At 63.8% G+C, this 15,095-nt stretch carries 19 protein-coding genes and 3 tRNA genes; 10 read left to right on the top strand and 12 right to left on the bottom strand.

The window, feature by feature from the left end:
• Positions 1-16: 16 nt before the first annotated feature.
• On the bottom strand, positions 17-502 hold the full coding sequence (locus JI59_RS18215) for a DUF6456 domain-containing protein (RefSeq protein WP_007011180.1): 486 nt from the start codon (positions 500-502) through the stop codon (positions 17-19).
• A 94-nt stretch (positions 503-596) separates the two neighbouring features.
• Here JI59_RS18215 and JI59_RS18210 point away from each other — a divergent pair, with 94 nt between their 5' ends.
• Together JI59_RS18210 and JI59_RS18205 are read left to right on the top strand one after the other, a co-directional pair.
• Entirely contained in the window at positions 597-1,169 is a 573-nt protein-coding gene (locus JI59_RS18210) for a helix-turn-helix domain-containing protein (protein WP_007011181.1), read from the top strand.
• A gap of 24 nt (positions 1,170-1,193) precedes the next feature.
• Positions 1,194-2,402, top strand: a complete 1,209-nt coding sequence (locus JI59_RS18205; RefSeq protein ID WP_007011182.1) for a glycosyltransferase — start codon at positions 1,194-1,196, stop codon at positions 2,400-2,402.
• Positions 2,403-2,493: 91 nt separating this feature from the next.
• On the opposite strand, the gene secF is transcribed toward JI59_RS18205, so the two are convergent.
• From secF to yajC, 3 genes are all read right to left on the bottom strand, one after another.
• Entirely contained in the window at positions 2,494-3,480 is a 987-nt protein-coding gene (secF, locus tag JI59_RS18200; RefSeq protein ID WP_007011183.1) for a protein translocase subunit SecF, read from the bottom strand.
• Positions 3,481-3,492: 12 nt separating this feature from the next.
• Positions 3,493-5,106 (bottom strand): protein translocase subunit SecD, encoded by a 1,614-nt coding sequence (secD, locus tag JI59_RS18195; protein WP_007011184.1) that lies wholly within the window; start codon positions 5,104-5,106, stop codon positions 3,493-3,495.
• 87 nt (positions 5,107-5,193) lie between these two features.
• Entirely contained in the window at positions 5,194-5,529 is a 336-nt protein-coding gene (gene yajC / locus JI59_RS18190; protein ID WP_038576590.1) for a preprotein translocase subunit YajC, read from the bottom strand.
• Between the two features lie 271 nt (positions 5,530-5,800).
• On the opposite strand from yajC, the gene JI59_RS18185 reads away from it, so the two are divergent.
• From JI59_RS18185 to aroQ, 4 genes are all read left to right on the top strand, one after another.
• Positions 5,801-5,877, top strand: a tRNA-Pro gene (locus JI59_RS18185).
• Positions 5,878-6,028: 151 nt separating this feature from the next.
• Positions 6,029-6,442 (top strand): holin family protein, encoded by a 414-nt coding sequence (locus JI59_RS18180; protein WP_007011186.1) that lies wholly within the window; start codon positions 6,029-6,031, stop codon positions 6,440-6,442.
• Between the two features lie 121 nt (positions 6,443-6,563).
• Entirely contained in the window at positions 6,564-6,884 is a 321-nt protein-coding gene (locus JI59_RS18175) for a hypothetical protein (protein WP_138921227.1), read from the top strand.
• Positions 6,885-7,000: 116 nt separating this feature from the next.
• Positions 7,001-7,438, top strand: coding sequence for a type II 3-dehydroquinate dehydratase (gene aroQ / locus JI59_RS18170; protein ID WP_007011188.1), 438 nt, complete (start codon positions 7,001-7,003; stop codon positions 7,436-7,438).
• A gap of 57 nt (positions 7,439-7,495) precedes the next feature.
• On the opposite strand, the gene JI59_RS18165 is transcribed toward aroQ, so the two are convergent.
• Positions 7,496-7,963, bottom strand: coding sequence for an Lrp/AsnC family transcriptional regulator (locus JI59_RS18165; RefSeq protein ID WP_007011189.1), 468 nt, complete (start codon positions 7,961-7,963; stop codon positions 7,496-7,498).
• A gap of 246 nt (positions 7,964-8,209) precedes the next feature.
• Here JI59_RS18165 and JI59_RS18160 point away from each other — a divergent pair, with 246 nt between their 5' ends.
• From JI59_RS18160 to JI59_RS18145, 4 genes are all read left to right on the top strand, one after another.
• Positions 8,210-10,084, top strand: coding sequence for a histidine kinase (locus JI59_RS18160; protein ID WP_007011190.1), 1,875 nt, complete (start codon positions 8,210-8,212; stop codon positions 10,082-10,084).
• Positions 10,085-10,132: 48 nt separating this feature from the next.
• Positions 10,133-11,137, top strand: a complete 1,005-nt coding sequence (locus JI59_RS18155) for a polysaccharide deacetylase family protein (RefSeq protein WP_007011191.1) — start codon at positions 10,133-10,135, stop codon at positions 11,135-11,137.
• 64 nt (positions 11,138-11,201) lie between these two features.
• Positions 11,202-11,277: transfer RNA gene (locus tag JI59_RS18150), tRNA-Ile, on the top strand.
• A 26-nt stretch (positions 11,278-11,303) separates the two neighbouring features.
• A tRNA-Pro gene (locus JI59_RS18145) sits at positions 11,304-11,380 on the top strand.
• Positions 11,381-11,439: 59 nt separating this feature from the next.
• Here JI59_RS18145 and JI59_RS18140 read toward each other — a convergent pair.
• The 7 genes from JI59_RS18140 to JI59_RS18110 are packed head-to-tail and all read right to left on the bottom strand — an operon-like array spanning position 11,440 to position 15,071.
• A complete protein-coding gene (locus tag JI59_RS18140; protein ID WP_007011192.1) occupies positions 11,440-12,516 on the bottom strand; it encodes a tyrosine-type recombinase/integrase in 1,077 nt (358 codons plus the stop codon).
• 1 nt (position 12,517) lies between these two features.
• A complete protein-coding gene (locus JI59_RS18135) occupies positions 12,518-12,727 on the bottom strand; it encodes a hypothetical protein (protein ID WP_007011193.1) in 210 nt (69 codons plus the stop codon).
• Positions 12,724-13,068, bottom strand: a complete 345-nt coding sequence (locus tag JI59_RS18130) for a hypothetical protein (RefSeq protein WP_007011194.1) — start codon at positions 13,066-13,068, stop codon at positions 12,724-12,726. Before JI59_RS18130 ends, JI59_RS18135 begins: the two co-directional genes overlap by 4 nt.
• Positions 13,065-13,634, bottom strand: a complete 570-nt coding sequence (locus JI59_RS18125) for a DUF1643 domain-containing protein (RefSeq protein ID WP_007011195.1) — start codon at positions 13,632-13,634, stop codon at positions 13,065-13,067. The genes JI59_RS18130 and JI59_RS18125 overlap by 4 nt, the downstream gene beginning before the upstream one ends.
• Positions 13,631-14,218 (bottom strand): hypothetical protein, encoded by a 588-nt coding sequence (locus JI59_RS18120; RefSeq protein WP_007011196.1) that lies wholly within the window; start codon positions 14,216-14,218, stop codon positions 13,631-13,633. Before JI59_RS18120 ends, JI59_RS18125 begins: the two co-directional genes overlap by 4 nt.
• On the bottom strand, positions 14,215-14,586 hold the full coding sequence (locus JI59_RS18115) for a DUF4031 domain-containing protein (RefSeq protein ID WP_007011197.1): 372 nt from the start codon (positions 14,584-14,586) through the stop codon (positions 14,215-14,217). The genes JI59_RS18120 and JI59_RS18115 overlap by 4 nt, the downstream gene beginning before the upstream one ends.
• Complete coding sequence (locus JI59_RS18110; RefSeq protein ID WP_007011198.1) at positions 14,583-15,071, bottom strand: hypothetical protein; 489 nt, start codon at positions 15,069-15,071, stop codon at positions 14,583-14,585. The genes JI59_RS18115 and JI59_RS18110 overlap by 4 nt, the downstream gene beginning before the upstream one ends.
• Positions 15,072-15,095: the final 24 nt, after the last annotated feature.

Below are 15,095 nucleotides of genomic sequence, written 5' to 3'. Positions count from 1 at the left end.
CGCGGCAAGGGCCCGGTCAAGGGATGCGGTAGAATGCCGCAACCCGGTCCAGCGCCAGTCCCAGCACGAGCTTGCCGCTGCGGGCAGGCCAGCCCAGTGCCTTTTCGGCAGTGGGAAGCCCTTCCCCCGCGCACACAACCCGCCAAAGGACATCGGACAGTCCGGCTCCTGCCGCTTCGATGGCGCCGTCGAAGCGCGCCTTGGCCGCAACCTGCCGCTCTCCCGGAGTCAAATCGGCGTCGGGGCCTCCCGATGCCCGCACCGGATCCCAACGCATCGTCATGCGCGGTGCCAGCTGCGCCAGTTCCCAATCGGTCCGCAGCCGCTCGCCCGCAGCGAAGCGGCGGTCATCCAGATGGCCGCGCGCGTGAAGCCAACTGAGGGGCGATTCGGCGAGATTGACGGCCACGGTGCGCGGCGAACGCGCTGGGGCGACCCTGGCGCCGCGCCTGCGCACGGGACCTTCGCTGGTCAATTCACGCTCGACGAGTTCCTGCTTCATACATGCCTCCGATGCTTGGGGGTCGAGCAGGAACCTTGCCGAATCGGCATGTCTGTAGGAAAGTGAAAACCAAATCGGTTACACAGGACCAGCCATGATCAATCGCATCCGTGACATCCGCCTGCAGAAGGGCCTTACGCTCGCCGATGTCGCGGCAGCCTGTTCTCCGCCCACGACGGCACAGACGATCGGGCGGCTCGAAACCGGCATGCGCAATCTATCGCTGGCATGGATGAACCGAATCGCCGCTGCGCTCGAGGTGGAACCCGAAGTCCTGCTGCGCAGCGAAGCCAGCGAACCGGCGCGTATCGTTGCCGTGCTCGGACCGGACGGCACCGAACCTGCGCGCGCGCGGCTCGAAGCGGTCACGCCCAGCGACCTTGCCGGCGATACCCCGTGGCTCGTGCTCGAAGTGGAAGCCTCCTGCGGGGAATATCGCGCCGCCGACCAGGTCTGGCTGCGCCAGCACCCACCCGAGGAAGCCGCCCGCCTGATGAACCGCGATGTCCTTGCCCCCCGCCCCGGCGGCCGTTTCGCTTTCGGCCGCCTGATAGACCGCGACGGCGACCGCATCGCCCTGCTACCCCCGGCCAGCGGACAAAGGCAGATCATCGTGGAACATCCCGCATGGCTGGCCGTTGCCGAAATGCTCGTACGTAAGCTTTGAACCGCGCACCCTAAGGCCGCCGTTATGCGAATCCTCTCCATCGCCACGCTCTTCCCCAACCCGGTGAAGCCTTCCTTCGGCGTCTTTGTCGGCAACCAGATGCGGGCGGTCGTCGCACGCGGCGAAACCGAGCTGACGATGATCAGCCCGATCGGCGTTCCACCCTGGCCGCTTTCGCTGCGCGAGCCCTATGCCCGGCTGAAAACCATTCCCGAAGCGAGCGATGCCGTCGGCCTGAAAGTCCACTACCCGCGCTTCACCACGATCCCCAAGATCGGCGGCGACAGCAATCCTGGCCGGATCGCCGGGGCCATCCTGCCGCTGGTTCGCCGCCTGCACGAGGAAAAGCCTTTCGACCTCGTCGACGCGCAGTTCTTCTTTCCGGACGGCCCTGCCGCGGCCATCGTCGCGCGCGAACTGGGCCTGCCGCTCACGATCAAGTCGCGCGGCGCCGACATCCACTATTGGGGGCAGCGCCCGCGCGCGCTGGAGCAGATGCAGGAGGCGGCACGGCAGGCTTCCGGGCTGCTCGCGGTCTCGCAGGCGCTGCGCGATGACATGATCGAACTGGGCATGCCGGGCGAACGGATCGACGTGCATTATACCGGACTCGACCGTGAGCTGTTCCATCCGGTCGAGCGCGGCGCGGCCCGCGCGCTCGTATCCGCCATGCCCAACCTCGGCATATGGTCCCAGGGCCCGCTTCTGGTCACCCCGGGAGCGCTGATCGAACGCAAGGGACAGCGCCTCGTCATCGAGGCCCTGACCCACCTGCCCGAAGCGCGCCTGGCGCTGGCCGGGTCCGGCGAGGACATGGCTCAGCTCGAAGCGCTCGCCAGACGCCTCGGCGTCGAGGACCGGGTCCACTTCCTCGGCCTCGTCAACCACGAAGTCCTGCCCAACCTCCTGTGCGCTGCCGACGTCCTTGTCCTTCCCTCTTCCAGCGAAGGACTGGCCAATGTCTGGATCGAGGGGCTGGCCTGCGGAACCCCCATCGTCATTCCGGACATCGGCGGAGCAGGCGAAGTCGTGAAGGATTCGAGCGCCGGGCGACTGGTCGAGCGCAATCCCGAATCGATCGCCGAGGCCGTCGCGGAGATCCTCGCCGATCCGCCCAGCCAGTCCGACGTCGCCGCCAATGTCAGCCGCTTCAGCTGGGGCGTGAACGCCGAAAACATCGTGCGCTTCTGGAAAAGCGTGCTGGAAGACCGGAACGTCAGCATCCCGGCCTGAAGGCGCCGGACGCGGAATCAAAAAAAGGGGCGGTCCGGAGCGTTTGAAGGCCTCCGGACCGCCCCTTTTTCGTCAGGGCTTCACATCAGGCTCAGGGGCGTCCGACGCCCTCGCGCGCCTTGCGCTCCTGCCGTTCGATCGCGGATTCGGTCGGCACGAAGCTGTCGCCGCTCACGCCAAGCCAGATCAGGATCGGCGCAGCCATGTAGATCGAGCTGTAGGTACCCACGAATATGCCCAGCACGATGGCCGCAGTCAGGCCGAAGAGGCTTTCCGGCCCGAACAGCAGCAGAGGGATCAGCGCGACCAGCAGTGTGGCCGAAGTCATCACCGTACGCGCCAGCGTCTCGTTGACCGACATGTCGAGAAGTTCCGGAAGCGGCATCTTGCGATACTTCTTCAGGTCCTCGCGGATGCGGTCGTAGACGACGATGGTGTCGTTCAGCGAGTAACCGATGATGGCCAGGATCGCGGCGATGATCTGCAGGCTGAATTCGAGCTGGAACAGCGCGAACATGCCGAGTGTCAGCGACACGTCGTGGAACAGCGCGAAGAGCGCTCCGACGCCGAATTGCCACTCGAAACGGACCCAGATGTAGATCGAAATCGCCAGCATCGCGGCCAGCAGCGCATAGAGCGCCATCTGGCGGAATTCTCCGGAGACCTTGCCCGAGACAGTGTCATTTCCGTCGATGCGCACGTCGGGATGGTTCGACTGCATGGCACCCACGATCCGGTTCGAAATCGCTTCGGCCGCGCCCGGGTTGCCCTCGGCTTCATCGGGCAGGCGCACGCGGATCGAGACCGAGTTCGGATCGCCGAAACGCTGGATGATCGGGTCCTCGAAGCCGAGCGCCGAGATCTGCTTGCGCAGGTCCGCGACCGGGGCTTCGGCCTCCTTCGTGAAAGTGGCGCGCACTTCCAGGCCGCCGGCGAAGTCGACGCCGTAATTGAGGCCCCGGGTCATGACCAGGCCCCAGCTTGCCGCGATGAGCACGACGCTCATGATATAGAAGGGAACACGCCACTTCAGGAAGTGGATGTTGGTGTTCTCGGGAACGAGTTTCAGGAGGCGCATGGCAGCAGGCCCTTACACGTGCAGTTCGGTCGGCCGCGCCTTGCGCAGCCAGGAGGCGACCCACATGCGGGTCAGCGTCACGCCGGTGAACACCGAGGTGAACAGGCCGATGATCAGAACGACGGCAAAGCCGCGAACCGGACCCGAGCCGAAGGCGAATAGCAGCGCACCGGCGATCGCGTTGGTGACGTTGGCGTCGTAGATCGCGCGGCTCGCTTCCTTGTAGCCGTTCTCGACCGCGGCAATGACGCGGCGGCCCTTTTTGCGCTCTTCGCGCATGCGTTCGTAGATCAGCACGTTGGCGTCAACGGCCGCGCCGATGGTCAGCACGAAACCGGCGATGCCCGGCAATGTCAGGGTGGTGCCCATAACCGCCATGACGCCCAGGATCATCATCACGTTGAAGATCAGCGCGATCGTCGCGTAGATGCCGAAGCGGCCGTAGGTCACGATCATCAGCAGGACGACGAGCAGCGAGCCCACGCCCATCGCGATCAGGCCCTTCCTGATCGAGTCGGCACCCAGGTCAGGCCCGACCGTGCGTTCCTCAACGACGGTCAGGTCGACCGGAAGCGCGCCGGAGCGCAGCGCGATGGCGAGCTGCGTAGCCGACTGGACCGAAAAGCTGCCCGAGATCTGCGCGCTGCCGCCGAGGATGGGTTCGTTGATGTTAGGGGCCGAGAGCGCCTTGCCGTCAAGAATGATGGCGAAGCGCTTGTTCACGTTCTCGCTGGTCAGCTTGGCGAACTTGGCGCCGCCGGTCTGGTCGAAGGTGATCGACACCACCGGAGCGTTGGTCTTGGGATCGAAGCCCTGCTTGGCATTGGTGAGCTGGTCGCCCTTGATGCCGCCGAGGCGCTTGACCGCAAGCATCGGCACGCCGCCCGAACCGGGCGAATTGGGATCGGCCCAGGGCACCAGTTCGTCGCCCGGCGGGACAATGCCCTGCTGGATGTCGTTGGGCGCAGCCGTCTCGTCGACGAGCTTGAATTCGAGCTTGGCGGTCTGGCCGATCAGGCTCTTGAGCGCTTCGGGATCGTCGAGACCGGGAACCTGGACGACGATGCGTTCCTCACCCTGGCGAATGATCGTGGGCTCGCGCGTGCCGAGTGCGTCGATACGCTTGCGGACGACCTCGATGGCCGAGTCCATTGCATCGGACACTGCCTGGTCGAGGCCTTCGCGGGTCGGCGTCAGAACGAAGCGGTTGCCGTCCTCGACCTTGATGTCCCAGTCGCGCTGGCCGGTAAGGCCGGCGCCCGAGGTGAGCGCGAGGATTTCGTCACGCGCGGCATCGACCTGCGCGGGATCCTTGAGCATGAAGCTCAGGCGACCGTTGCTGCTGGAGATATCGCCGATGGCAATGCGCGGATTGGCGAGACGCAGGCGTCCGCGAACCGATTCCTCCATGTTCTCCAGCCGCTGCTGCGCGACCTGGCTCTTGTCGGCCTCGAGCAGGATATGACTGCCGCCGGCAAGGTCGAGCCCCAGATTGACTTCGGGGGCGGGAAGGACGCTGGGCCAGGGAAGGCCGGAAACGGAAAACAGTGAAGGCAGCGCGGCTGCGGCGATGACAAGCGTCAGGCCCCAGTACCAGAGCTTCTTCCAGGTAGGAAATTCGAGCATTGCCTTGGGCTTCTCTCCGAGAGGGCGCGCCGGAATAGACGCATCCCGGATGTGTTTCGGGCCTCACGTGGCCCGGGCAGAATCGACTCAGTCGTTCGCGGGCTTGCTGCCTGCGGGCGGAATCACGTCGACGATGGTCGACTTGAGCGTCTTTGCACGCACGCCCTGCGCGATTTCGACTTCGGCGTAGTTCTCATCGACCTTGATGACCTTGCCGATGAAACCGCCGCCGGTCAGCACTTCGTCGCCCTTCTTCAGGCCCGAAAGCTTGGCCTTGTGCTCCTTCTGCTGCTTCATCTGCGGACGCAGGATGAGGAACCAGAAGATCACGGCCATCGCCACGAACGGCAGGTACTGCACCCAGGCGGGCGGCCCTCCGGCAGGTGCAGCGGCAGCGAGCATGGGAAGAATCGAGTTATGCATGAAACAGATGCGCCTTCTTGTGTGGTCCCTCGAGCGACTCGCCTGCAGTCATCCAGACCGATGCGCTCCTGCCCGGGAAATTCACTTCACGGAAATTCCAAGTGCGCGGGCGGTTAGCAATAAAGCGAAGCACTGGCAACGCGCGGCCTCGGAACGGTACCGGGACGGGGCGAAACATAGGTGCGACGGGAAACCGTTCAACCCATGCGCAAAAGTATGTTCTTCGCGCTTGCGCTCCTCGAATGAGGTGCCTATAGGCGCACCCCTCGGTCGGGACGTAGCGCAGCCTGGTAGCGCATCACACTGGGGGTGTGGGGGTCGGAGGTTCGAATCCTCTCGTCCCGACCAAGATTTTCCAGGACATTCGGAAAATAAGGAAGCATCGCGGCGCAGCCGGTCGCGATGCCCCGCGTGTACCGCAAGGCAAACGCAGCGTTTTCCTACACGCGCCGATTTGGTTACCTACCTGCGATCGCCAATTGCAATGCAGGAGTGTCCCATGCCGCTGCTCGATTCGCTGATCAGCCCGATTTCACACATCATCGACAAGGTCGTTCCCGATCCGGACGCCCGCGACCGGGCCAAGCTGGAACTGCTTCGACTCGAGAATTCGCAGGAAATCGAGAAACTTCAGGCCAGCCTCTCCGCCGTCGTCGCCGAGGCCGGATCTACCGATCCATGGACGAGCCGCGCCCGTCCCAGCTTTCTCTACGTCATGTACGCCATGATTCTCTGGGCCCTGCCGATGGGCCTGATCGGCGCCTTCAGCCCTTCGACCGCGCAGGCCATTGCCACGGGCATGACCGCCTACCTGCGCGGCATTCCCGAACCGCTCTACGCGCTCTTCGGTACCGGCTACCTTGGCTATTCCGCCATGCGCCAATGGGGCAAAGCCAAAGGAAGCGACCGTTAACCGCTGCATGACATCAGGACCGTACGGATTTTCGCGGTAAAACATTCCTAAGCTTTACCGTTCTAGGAGCAGGTCAAAGCTTGCTCCTTTTCGCAGCGTACGCAGCAAGGAAAACTGAATCGTGGGTCGCCCAATCTTGCGCACATTCCTGTCAATCGCGCCTGTATTGGCCCTGTCCGCATGCGGATCGGGCCGGGAAGCCGAACTCGAACAGGAACTCGCCAAGGCCAAGGCCCAGGCGCAGGAGGAGGCACAGGCCCGCGAGTCTGCGGAGCGCGAGGCCGCGGCTGCGCGCGAGCAGGCCCGCCAGGCCGGCCTTTCCGACTTTTACGGCGGTTCCAGCGGCGACGAGGGCTATGTCGATGACGCGCCCGATTCCGATTCGGCACCGGCCGACGACGCCCCTCCCCCCGATCCGAGCCTGCCCGCCATCGACGCCTGAGCGATCCGATCGCCGCACCGACTTGCATGGCCATGCCCAGCCGCTAAGGCTGTTCGCCGAAAGACAGGGCCTCGCGCAAGCTGCGCAAAAGGCCGCACCCAAAGGAATGGCGAACGATGGCATCGAAGCTGGTCTATGTACTCAACGGCCCCAACCTCAACCTGCTAGGCCAGCGCGAACCCGGAATTTACGGCGCCCAGACCCTGGACGACATTGCCGCGATGCTCATCGAACGCGGCGGCATGCTCGATTGCGAGATCGAGATGCGCCAGTCGAACCATGAGGGCCACCTCGTCGACTGGCTGCACGAGGCGCAGGCTGAAGAAGCCCACGCGGTGCTGCTGAACGCGGGCGCCTATACGCATACGTCAGTCGCCCTGCACGATGCGATCCGCGCCATCACGACGCCGGTCATCGAAGTCCACTTGTCCAATCCGCACACGCGCGAGGAATTCCGACACAAGTCCTGGGTGGGCATGGCCGCCAAGGGCACGATCGCAGGCTTCGGCGCGAACAGCTACGTGATCGCCCTGGAAGCTGCCGCAGCACTCTGAAATAGGCAATCCGCATCCGCGCAGGCACTCTTGCGCCTGCTTGCGCCCCAGCAACCTTCAGCCGCCAATCGGAACGCCGGGCTGGCTCTTCGAAGTGCGGATCGTCAGCGAGGTCTTCACACTGTCGACGTTCGGCGCGGGCGTGAGCTTGGAGGTCAGAAATTCCTGGAAGCTCTGCAAGTCGCGGCTGACGATCTTCAGGATGAAGTCGATCTCACCGTTGAGCATGTGGCACTCGCGCACTTCGGGCAGACCCTGCATGTGCTCCTCGAATGCCCGCAAGGCTTCTTCCGCCTGACTTTTCAGGCTGACGAGTGCGAAAACGGTGATCGTGAAACCCAGCTTGGACGCGTCGAGATCCGCATGATAGCCTTGGATGATGCCGGCTTCTTCAAGGCTGCGCACGCGGCGCAGGCACGGCGGCGCCGTCAAGCCAACGCGCTGAGCCAGTTCGACATTAGTGATGCGTCCCTCATCCTGCAGTTCGGCAAGCAGGCGACGGTCGATTTCATCGAGATTGAACATTTGGACCTTCCTGTCGGCCGCACCCCTGCAGCCACCCCTGAGTGCAATTTCCACATCGAAAATGCGGCCACGCTGTAATATTATTATCCCATAGCGTAATCGTCCCGCTTTGCAACGCCCCGAAACTGCCTGCTTTCGCTATTTCGCTACTTTGCTAGGATATTTTCCGGGTCATTTTGACACCCGAGTGGAAGGACGTGGTTAACCTGTCACCCTCTAAGCGGACAGGACGCGCCTGGAGTTTGAATGCATTTCGACGATCGCCTTGCCACGGTTATGCGCCTGCCCGCCTCCGGCGATGCATTCGCGCGTATCCAGTACAGGCAACTCGTCGATCTGCTCGGCCGCCTTTCCTGCGATGCACAGTCGGAGATGCTCGATGCCGGACTGGCCCGTATCGAGGAACTGACAGCCCACATACCCGCGGCCGACCGCGCCCGACTGCTGCGCCATCCCCTGCAGCCGATCACCAATTCCCGCCTTCTGGCGATTCTCGCCGCCGACGAGCCTGATGTCGCCACTGCGGCGATTACTGGTGCACGGCTACACCAGGACGAATGGCTCAAGCTCATTCCCGAGCTGCCGGTCCGCGCGCGCGGCATCCTGCGCCACCGCCGCGACCTGGAACCGAAGGTCGAAGCCCTGCTCGAAAGGCTCGGCATTCGCGATCGCGGCTTGCCTCCCGTTACCAATCCGGCGCCCGCGACCGTCGAACTGAGCGTCCCCAGTCTCGAGGACATCCTCGACCTGGCCGACGAATCCGCGCTCGAGGTGCAGGCCACGCCCCAGCCTGCGGCACCCGAACCCGCCGCACCGTCTCCGCGCGAGCAGCCCGCACTCACGCCATCCAGCCAGCCAGTCGCTACCGATCACGCAGCGGAATGGGCCCGGGCCGCTGCCGCTGTCCAGGCCGAACGGCCGCGCAATTCCGAGGCAGGGATCGGCGCAATCGTCCGGCGCATCGAGGAATTCCGCAGGGCACGCCAATCGCACTCGACTTTCGAAGTGGCGAACGACGATCCGCGCCTGCCGCTGGGCGACCTTGCCGCGACCGCCCCGCGCCTTCCGGTCACGGTCGATTTCGAAACCGACCAGGAAGGCCGCATTACCTGGGCCGACAGCGCCTATGCGCCGTCGCTGGTCGGCCTCAGCCTCTCCGCGCACGAAGTGGCGGAACAGCAGGCCAAGCCCAACCAGGACATGGCCACGACGATCCGCCACCGCCTGCCCTTGCGCGCCGCACACGTGCGGATCGCAGGTGCTCCAAGCGTCAGCGGCGAATGGCAGGTCGATGCCATCGCGAGCTTCGATGAACAGACAGGCCGCTTCCTCGGCTACCTCGGACGGCTGCGGCGCCCTGCCCGCCCCCGCCCCCGCGACGAACGGTCGAGCGGCAACCTCAGCGAAGCCGATCGGATGCGCCAGATCCTGCATGAACTGCGCACTCCGGCCAATGCCATCCAGGTAGCTGCAGAAATCATCCAGCAGCAGCTCTATGGCCCCGCGCCGCACGAATATCGCGCTCTTGCCGCCGCCATCGCGGGCGACTGCGCCCATATCCTTGCGGGATTCGAGGAACTCGACCGGCTGGTAAAGCTCGAATCAGGCGCCATGCAGGTCGAAAACGGCGAATGCGACATTGGCGACATCCTGATCCAGACTGTCGCCCGCCTGCGGACCTGGACCGATCCGCGGCGCAGCGGATTTGCGCTTCCGGTCGACATCGACCTCAACACCTATTTCATCCAGGTCGACCGGATCGAGGCCGAACGCCTCGTATGGCGCCTCCTGGCCGCACTCGCCGGATCGACCGCGCCTGACGAAATCCTCGAACTGGCCTGTTCGCGCGAAGCGGACGACTGCATCGGCCTGCGCATCGCCTTGCCAGCATCGCTCGCCGCGCGCGACGATCGCGACATGTTCGAAACACTGCCCGGTGAGCGGGGCCAGACGCTCTCGGCCGGCATGTTCGGCCTCGGCTTCACCCTGCGGCTCGCCGCCGCCGAAGCAGCCGCGGTAGGCGGCGCGCTCCGGCGCGAAGGCGATGATCTTCATTTAACCCTGCCCGGGTTGACCGCTGCGGCCGCCAGCCATAGCACCGCTGTCAATCATTCGCGCTGACACTTGCGCCCTCTGGCAGGTGCGGGCGGATCGAAGGGGACTATTTTCTTGCCGGCGCCAAACCTGCTGAATCCGCCAGAAGCGGCTGACTTTGCGATATTTTCCCGCGAATTCGGACAACGATTCATTGTCACCGTCGATACCGAAGAGGAATTCGACTGGGACGCGCCGCTCAACCGGGACAGGCATGGCGTCGCGACGGTTCCCGCCCTGCGCAAGTTCCAGCAGTTCTGCGAAGGCTTCGGCGTCGTGCCGACCTACCTGATCGATTATCCGGTCGCCAAGTCCGCGCTCACCCGGGAAGTCCTCGGGGAGGCCGTCAGTTCGGGCCGCGCCGAAGTGGGCGTCCAGCTTCATCCCTGGGTCAATCCGCCCTTCGATGAGGAAGTCAACGAATTCAACAGCTACGCAGGAAATCTGGGCTTTGAGCTTGAACGCCAGAAATTCCTGCAGCTGCGCGACACGATCGAAGCCGCCTTCGGAACGCCGCCGCGGATCTATCGCGCCGGACGTTACGGACTGGGCCCACGTACCAGCGAGATTCTCGCCGAGTTCGGCATAGCCATCGACACATCGGTTCGATCGCATTTCGACTACAGCGGGAATGGCGGCCCGAACTATCGCAGCCACCCTCTCAAGCCCTATTGGGTCGACCGGGAGCGCCGCCTGCTCGAACTGCCTCTGACGACCGTCTACTGGGGTCCGCTGCGCCAGCTCGGCAATGTCATCTACCCGCAGCTGTGGCGCGCGCCCACCGCACGCGGCGTGCTGGCCCGTGCCGGACTTCTGGAGCGAATTCCGATGACGCCGGAGGGCGTGACGACGGACGAAGCGCTTCGCGGGGTCGACATCGCCATCGACGAAGGCCTGCCCGTCCTCGTCTTCTCGTTCCACAGCCCTTCGCTCGCGCCGGGCCACACGCCCTATGTGCGCACGGACGAGGATCTCGACGCGCTTTACGACTGGTGGCGCACGCTTTTCGCCCATCTCGAGCGGCGCGGCGTCAAGCCCACCAATGTTGCACAAATCATGTCGAGCGTGGAGCTTGCGTAGTTCGATGATGCAAGCTAACGCGCCTCAGCCCGGCTATGTCGATTGAAGCCGGGTCGGCGATTTGGGGCCTGTAGCTCAGCGGTTAGAGCTGGCCGCTCATAACGGCTAGGTCGCGGGTTCGAATCCTGCCGGGCCCACCATCGCCTGATATCGACGCCCGAGAGGTCGGGGAGTGGCGCAGTCCGGTAGCGCGCCTGCTTTGGGAGCAGGATGTCGCAGGTTCGAATCCTGTCTCCCCGACCATTTCTTCAATCACTTAGCACCTACCTGTCTGGGCCGGTTTACAGCCGGTTTACACAGTCTCACTTTGTTCCAGAGGCGATTCTCTGGGCCATTGCCACCACGACTCGGGCCTGATCGACGTACCGAACGCGGATCATCGCAACGTCTTTCGTGTTCCATCCGAGGATGTCGGCGATCTCCTGATCGGTGAGGCCGGCGATCATGCAGCGCGTTGCGAACGTGCCGCGAAGATCGTGAAGGTTGACCTTGATTCCGCTCTCGGTCTTCGCATCGTGGAAGCGGCTACCAAATCCCATCGGCGTCCATGGGCGCCACATGCTGTTGCTCAGGATCGTCTCGGGCAGTTCCTTGCGCTTGCCTTCGGGCTTCGCCTTCATCTCCGCTTCGTGGCGCGCTTTGATCCTTTCCAGCACCGCCCTCGTCTCAGGCAGAAGCGGGATGACGATGCGCGCCTTGCCACGGCTTTTGCTGGTCTGCCAGATGATCGCGTGATCGCCGACGGCAGACCACGGCAGCTTAACCAGGTCGCCGCGGCGCAAGCCCGTGCAGGCTGCCAACTCGACGCCCTCGCGGACCTCGGCGCTGGCTTTGTCGTTGAAGGCCGCGAAGTCCTCTTCGGTCCAGATGATGTCGGCTCGATTTGTGTCGTAAAGCTGATCGATTCCCGACGTGTGGTTCTTATCGAGCCGGCCTCGGTTAACGCCCCACGAAAGGACGCGAGACAGAACCTGTATAGCCATGTCGGCGCTGCGCGGCCGATCCGCGTACGCATCCCGCCAGTCGAGGATATCGCCCCTGATGCGGCGATCGTTGAACACGCCCAGCGGGGCCTTTCCGAACTTGGCTTCGATCTTGTCTAGCCATGGCCGCCACCCGCGTTGCGTGGTGGGAGATAATTTCTGCCATTCGGGGCTGCCTCGATAGGCAGTGACCAGAGACTTCATGGTGCCGGATGCAATGAACGCATCGCTTCTGCTGCGGGCGGTGCCGATCGCGTCAATAATATCGCCGGTCAGCTTCGGGCGCGCACCGCCCTGCTGCTTGTGGACGCACGGTCCGCCGCGCCAGGCATAGACATACCAGCGCACCGGCTGCCCCGGCTTCCTCTTGGCAACGATGTGCGGCCCTTGCGCCACGTCAGTTCCCTTCGCGCTTCCAGTCGTCGTAGGCGTTCGATGCGCCCGTCGCCGAGCGCGCCGCCTGTTCGGCGAGAATGCGGATTGTGCCGTCGGGTGTCACCTCAAATCCACCGACCTTCACGCCAAGCTCGCGGGCCGTTTCGATGTAGGATCGCACCTTCGCCTTGGTGGCGTAATGGCGCGCACGGGGTTTTGGGACGGCGGTCATGTTCCATTACCTCCACGGCTGATTCCAGCCTCACGAAACTGCAGATCGAGGCGTTCCTGATAGGCGCGCTCGGTGAGCTTTCCGGCTGGCAGGTAGATCCTGCGCGGATCCATGATCGGACCATTTGCCAGGGCGTTGAGGTCGCGATCTCCCAGCCCTTCGATCGGCTCGACGCTCACCCAATCGCCAGCGTGATAGGCTTCGTCACTTCGGCCCGCCCAACGCGGTGGCCTGCGCGCCCGGCCATTGGCAATCTCGGGCCCGGCAAGGACCACCTCGAAGCCGCGGCACAGGACGAGCGCGCCGTATGGGATGCGCTCCTTGGCGGTTCCGCGCATCATGCTGCCCTCCAAAGAATAGGCTTCTGGTCCTTGGCGATGCGATGCTTGCCGCGCGCCATAGGGTGCTTCGGGGCACCGCTCGCCGTCTTTCCCCAACACCAGAGGTCAGGATATGGCTCCTCCCCGGTCTGGATCTCCTCGACGACATGATCGAGCCACATGCAGTCCCGCGCTATCGCGCCCCAGCACACAAATACCTGATCGGCCTTCTTCGCTTCCGCGACCACGGCTGGCAGGTTGACGTAGTGAAGCTCGTCGCGCGCGCCCCAATCGCCACGGTCAATGCCATCGACGCGCTCGTAGACATCAGCTGGCTTGGCGCTGCACCACGGGTAGAGGTTGACCGCGACATAGCCGCCGAAGCCGAATAGCTGGAACCACTCGTTCCACCAGCGCGAGGTAGGGTCATCCCCTGTGCCATTTGCGGAGGATGGATTGTGGCCGATTATGCAAGCGCGCGGCCCCGGTCCCCACTGCCTGATCAGGCGCAGGCGGTTCTTTCCGTCGAAGTCGGCGCGGCGCTGCATGACGGGCGCGCCGAACAGATCGTTGCCGAGGTCGCTCATGCTGCCTCCCCGTCACAAGGCGGAACCTTGATCTTGCGCGTCAGGTCGGCCCAATAGGTGCAGGTGGTCTGCGCTTCGTTGAACGCTTCGATCGCAGCGGTCAGTTCGGCGGTGCCATTGAGATCGTCCTCGGATGCGTCCTCAAACATGTCTTCGGTTAAGTTCTCGAAGACCCTCCATGCTTCAATGCGCGGATATTGCTTATTTGTGGGGCAAACCCACTCGTGCCCAGCGTCCCGCGCATCATCCATCTCATGATACATCTGCTGATCGCCGAAGCCGAAGTACGGCCCACCGTCATTGGGAACTTCAGTGGCCCGCTCTATCTCGCGCTCAAGGCGGCATTTGTCACAAGCCGTCCAGCCTTTGCCGCATTCGACGCCGCAGTGCCGGCAGTTGCTATGGGTCTTGCAATTGTAGCAGTCACGCGCCGCCTCAAGGGCAGTTGCGTGCCGCACCTCTTTGCGGGCTAGGTAGATCTCCGGAGAGTGGACAGAGCCGCACTTACCGCAGGCGTAGAGCAGCGGCTTCTTGTCCGGATCGTTTGCATCCACGAGGATGATCGGTTCAACTGCTTCGCTCATGCTGCCTCCTTCGCGCGGCGTTCCCGCGCCTGCTCGACCGCTGCGAGCATCTTCTTTCCCTTGCGCCGGCGCTTCGGATCGTCGGAGTTCGCGTCCAGGCGCGCGGTGTACTCGACCGGCCCGTAGCGATCGGTGAGCACCGCGCCGTAGCGCAGGGCCTTCTCCTTCTTGCTCAGGGAGATGTCGAAGTGGACCCAGGCCACATTGCGGTGCTTCCCGTGCGAGAGCGTCGGGTGGCCCTGAATCCACTTGCGCTGGACACCGATGCGGTCAGCCATCGCGAGCAGCTCGTCGAGGCTCTCCGACCACATGTGAGACATGATCATGTTGCCGAGGCGCAGGCGCGTGTCGTCGACGTAGACGGTCATTGGTCCACCTCGTCGATGTGGCGCTGCTGGAGAAGCCGCCAAGCCTGATTGACGGCCACCAACGCCCCAAGGATCATGTGACGGGGCGACCCCTCCCAGATATTCAGGGCGAGCCGATCAAGGGCATAGGAGTCCTCATCGCGAAGCGCGCAGATTGGCGCCTCGCGGTAATAGTTTATCTCCTGCTCCACCCCGTAATCCGTCAGGATGTACGAGAGGGTTGTCCCGCAGGTTTCACAAGCGCTCGTGCTGTCGCTCGTTGTGTCGAAGCCGCCGTCGATGCCGTCATGGAATGCGTCTTCCAGATCGGTTCGACGGTAGAAAGGTGCGTCTTCTAGCGGTGGGCCAAGCTCAAACTCCCTGCCCCGTGCCGCGATCACGCACTTCCGACAGTAGGAAGGACCAGCGTCGCTATCGAGCCAGTATTGAAGCCCGGGATTGATCGGAGGAACGGCAGCACAAATGGCGGCAAGGCGCTCTTCCATGCGGAGCAAAACCAGAGATGCGCG

This window comes from Novosphingobium pentaromativorans US6-1, from assembly GCF_000767465.1.
GTDB classification, from domain to species: Bacteria; Pseudomonadota; Alphaproteobacteria; order Sphingomonadales; family Sphingomonadaceae; genus Novosphingobium; species Novosphingobium pentaromativorans.
This window is presented reverse-complemented; position numbering and strand designations above follow the sequence as displayed.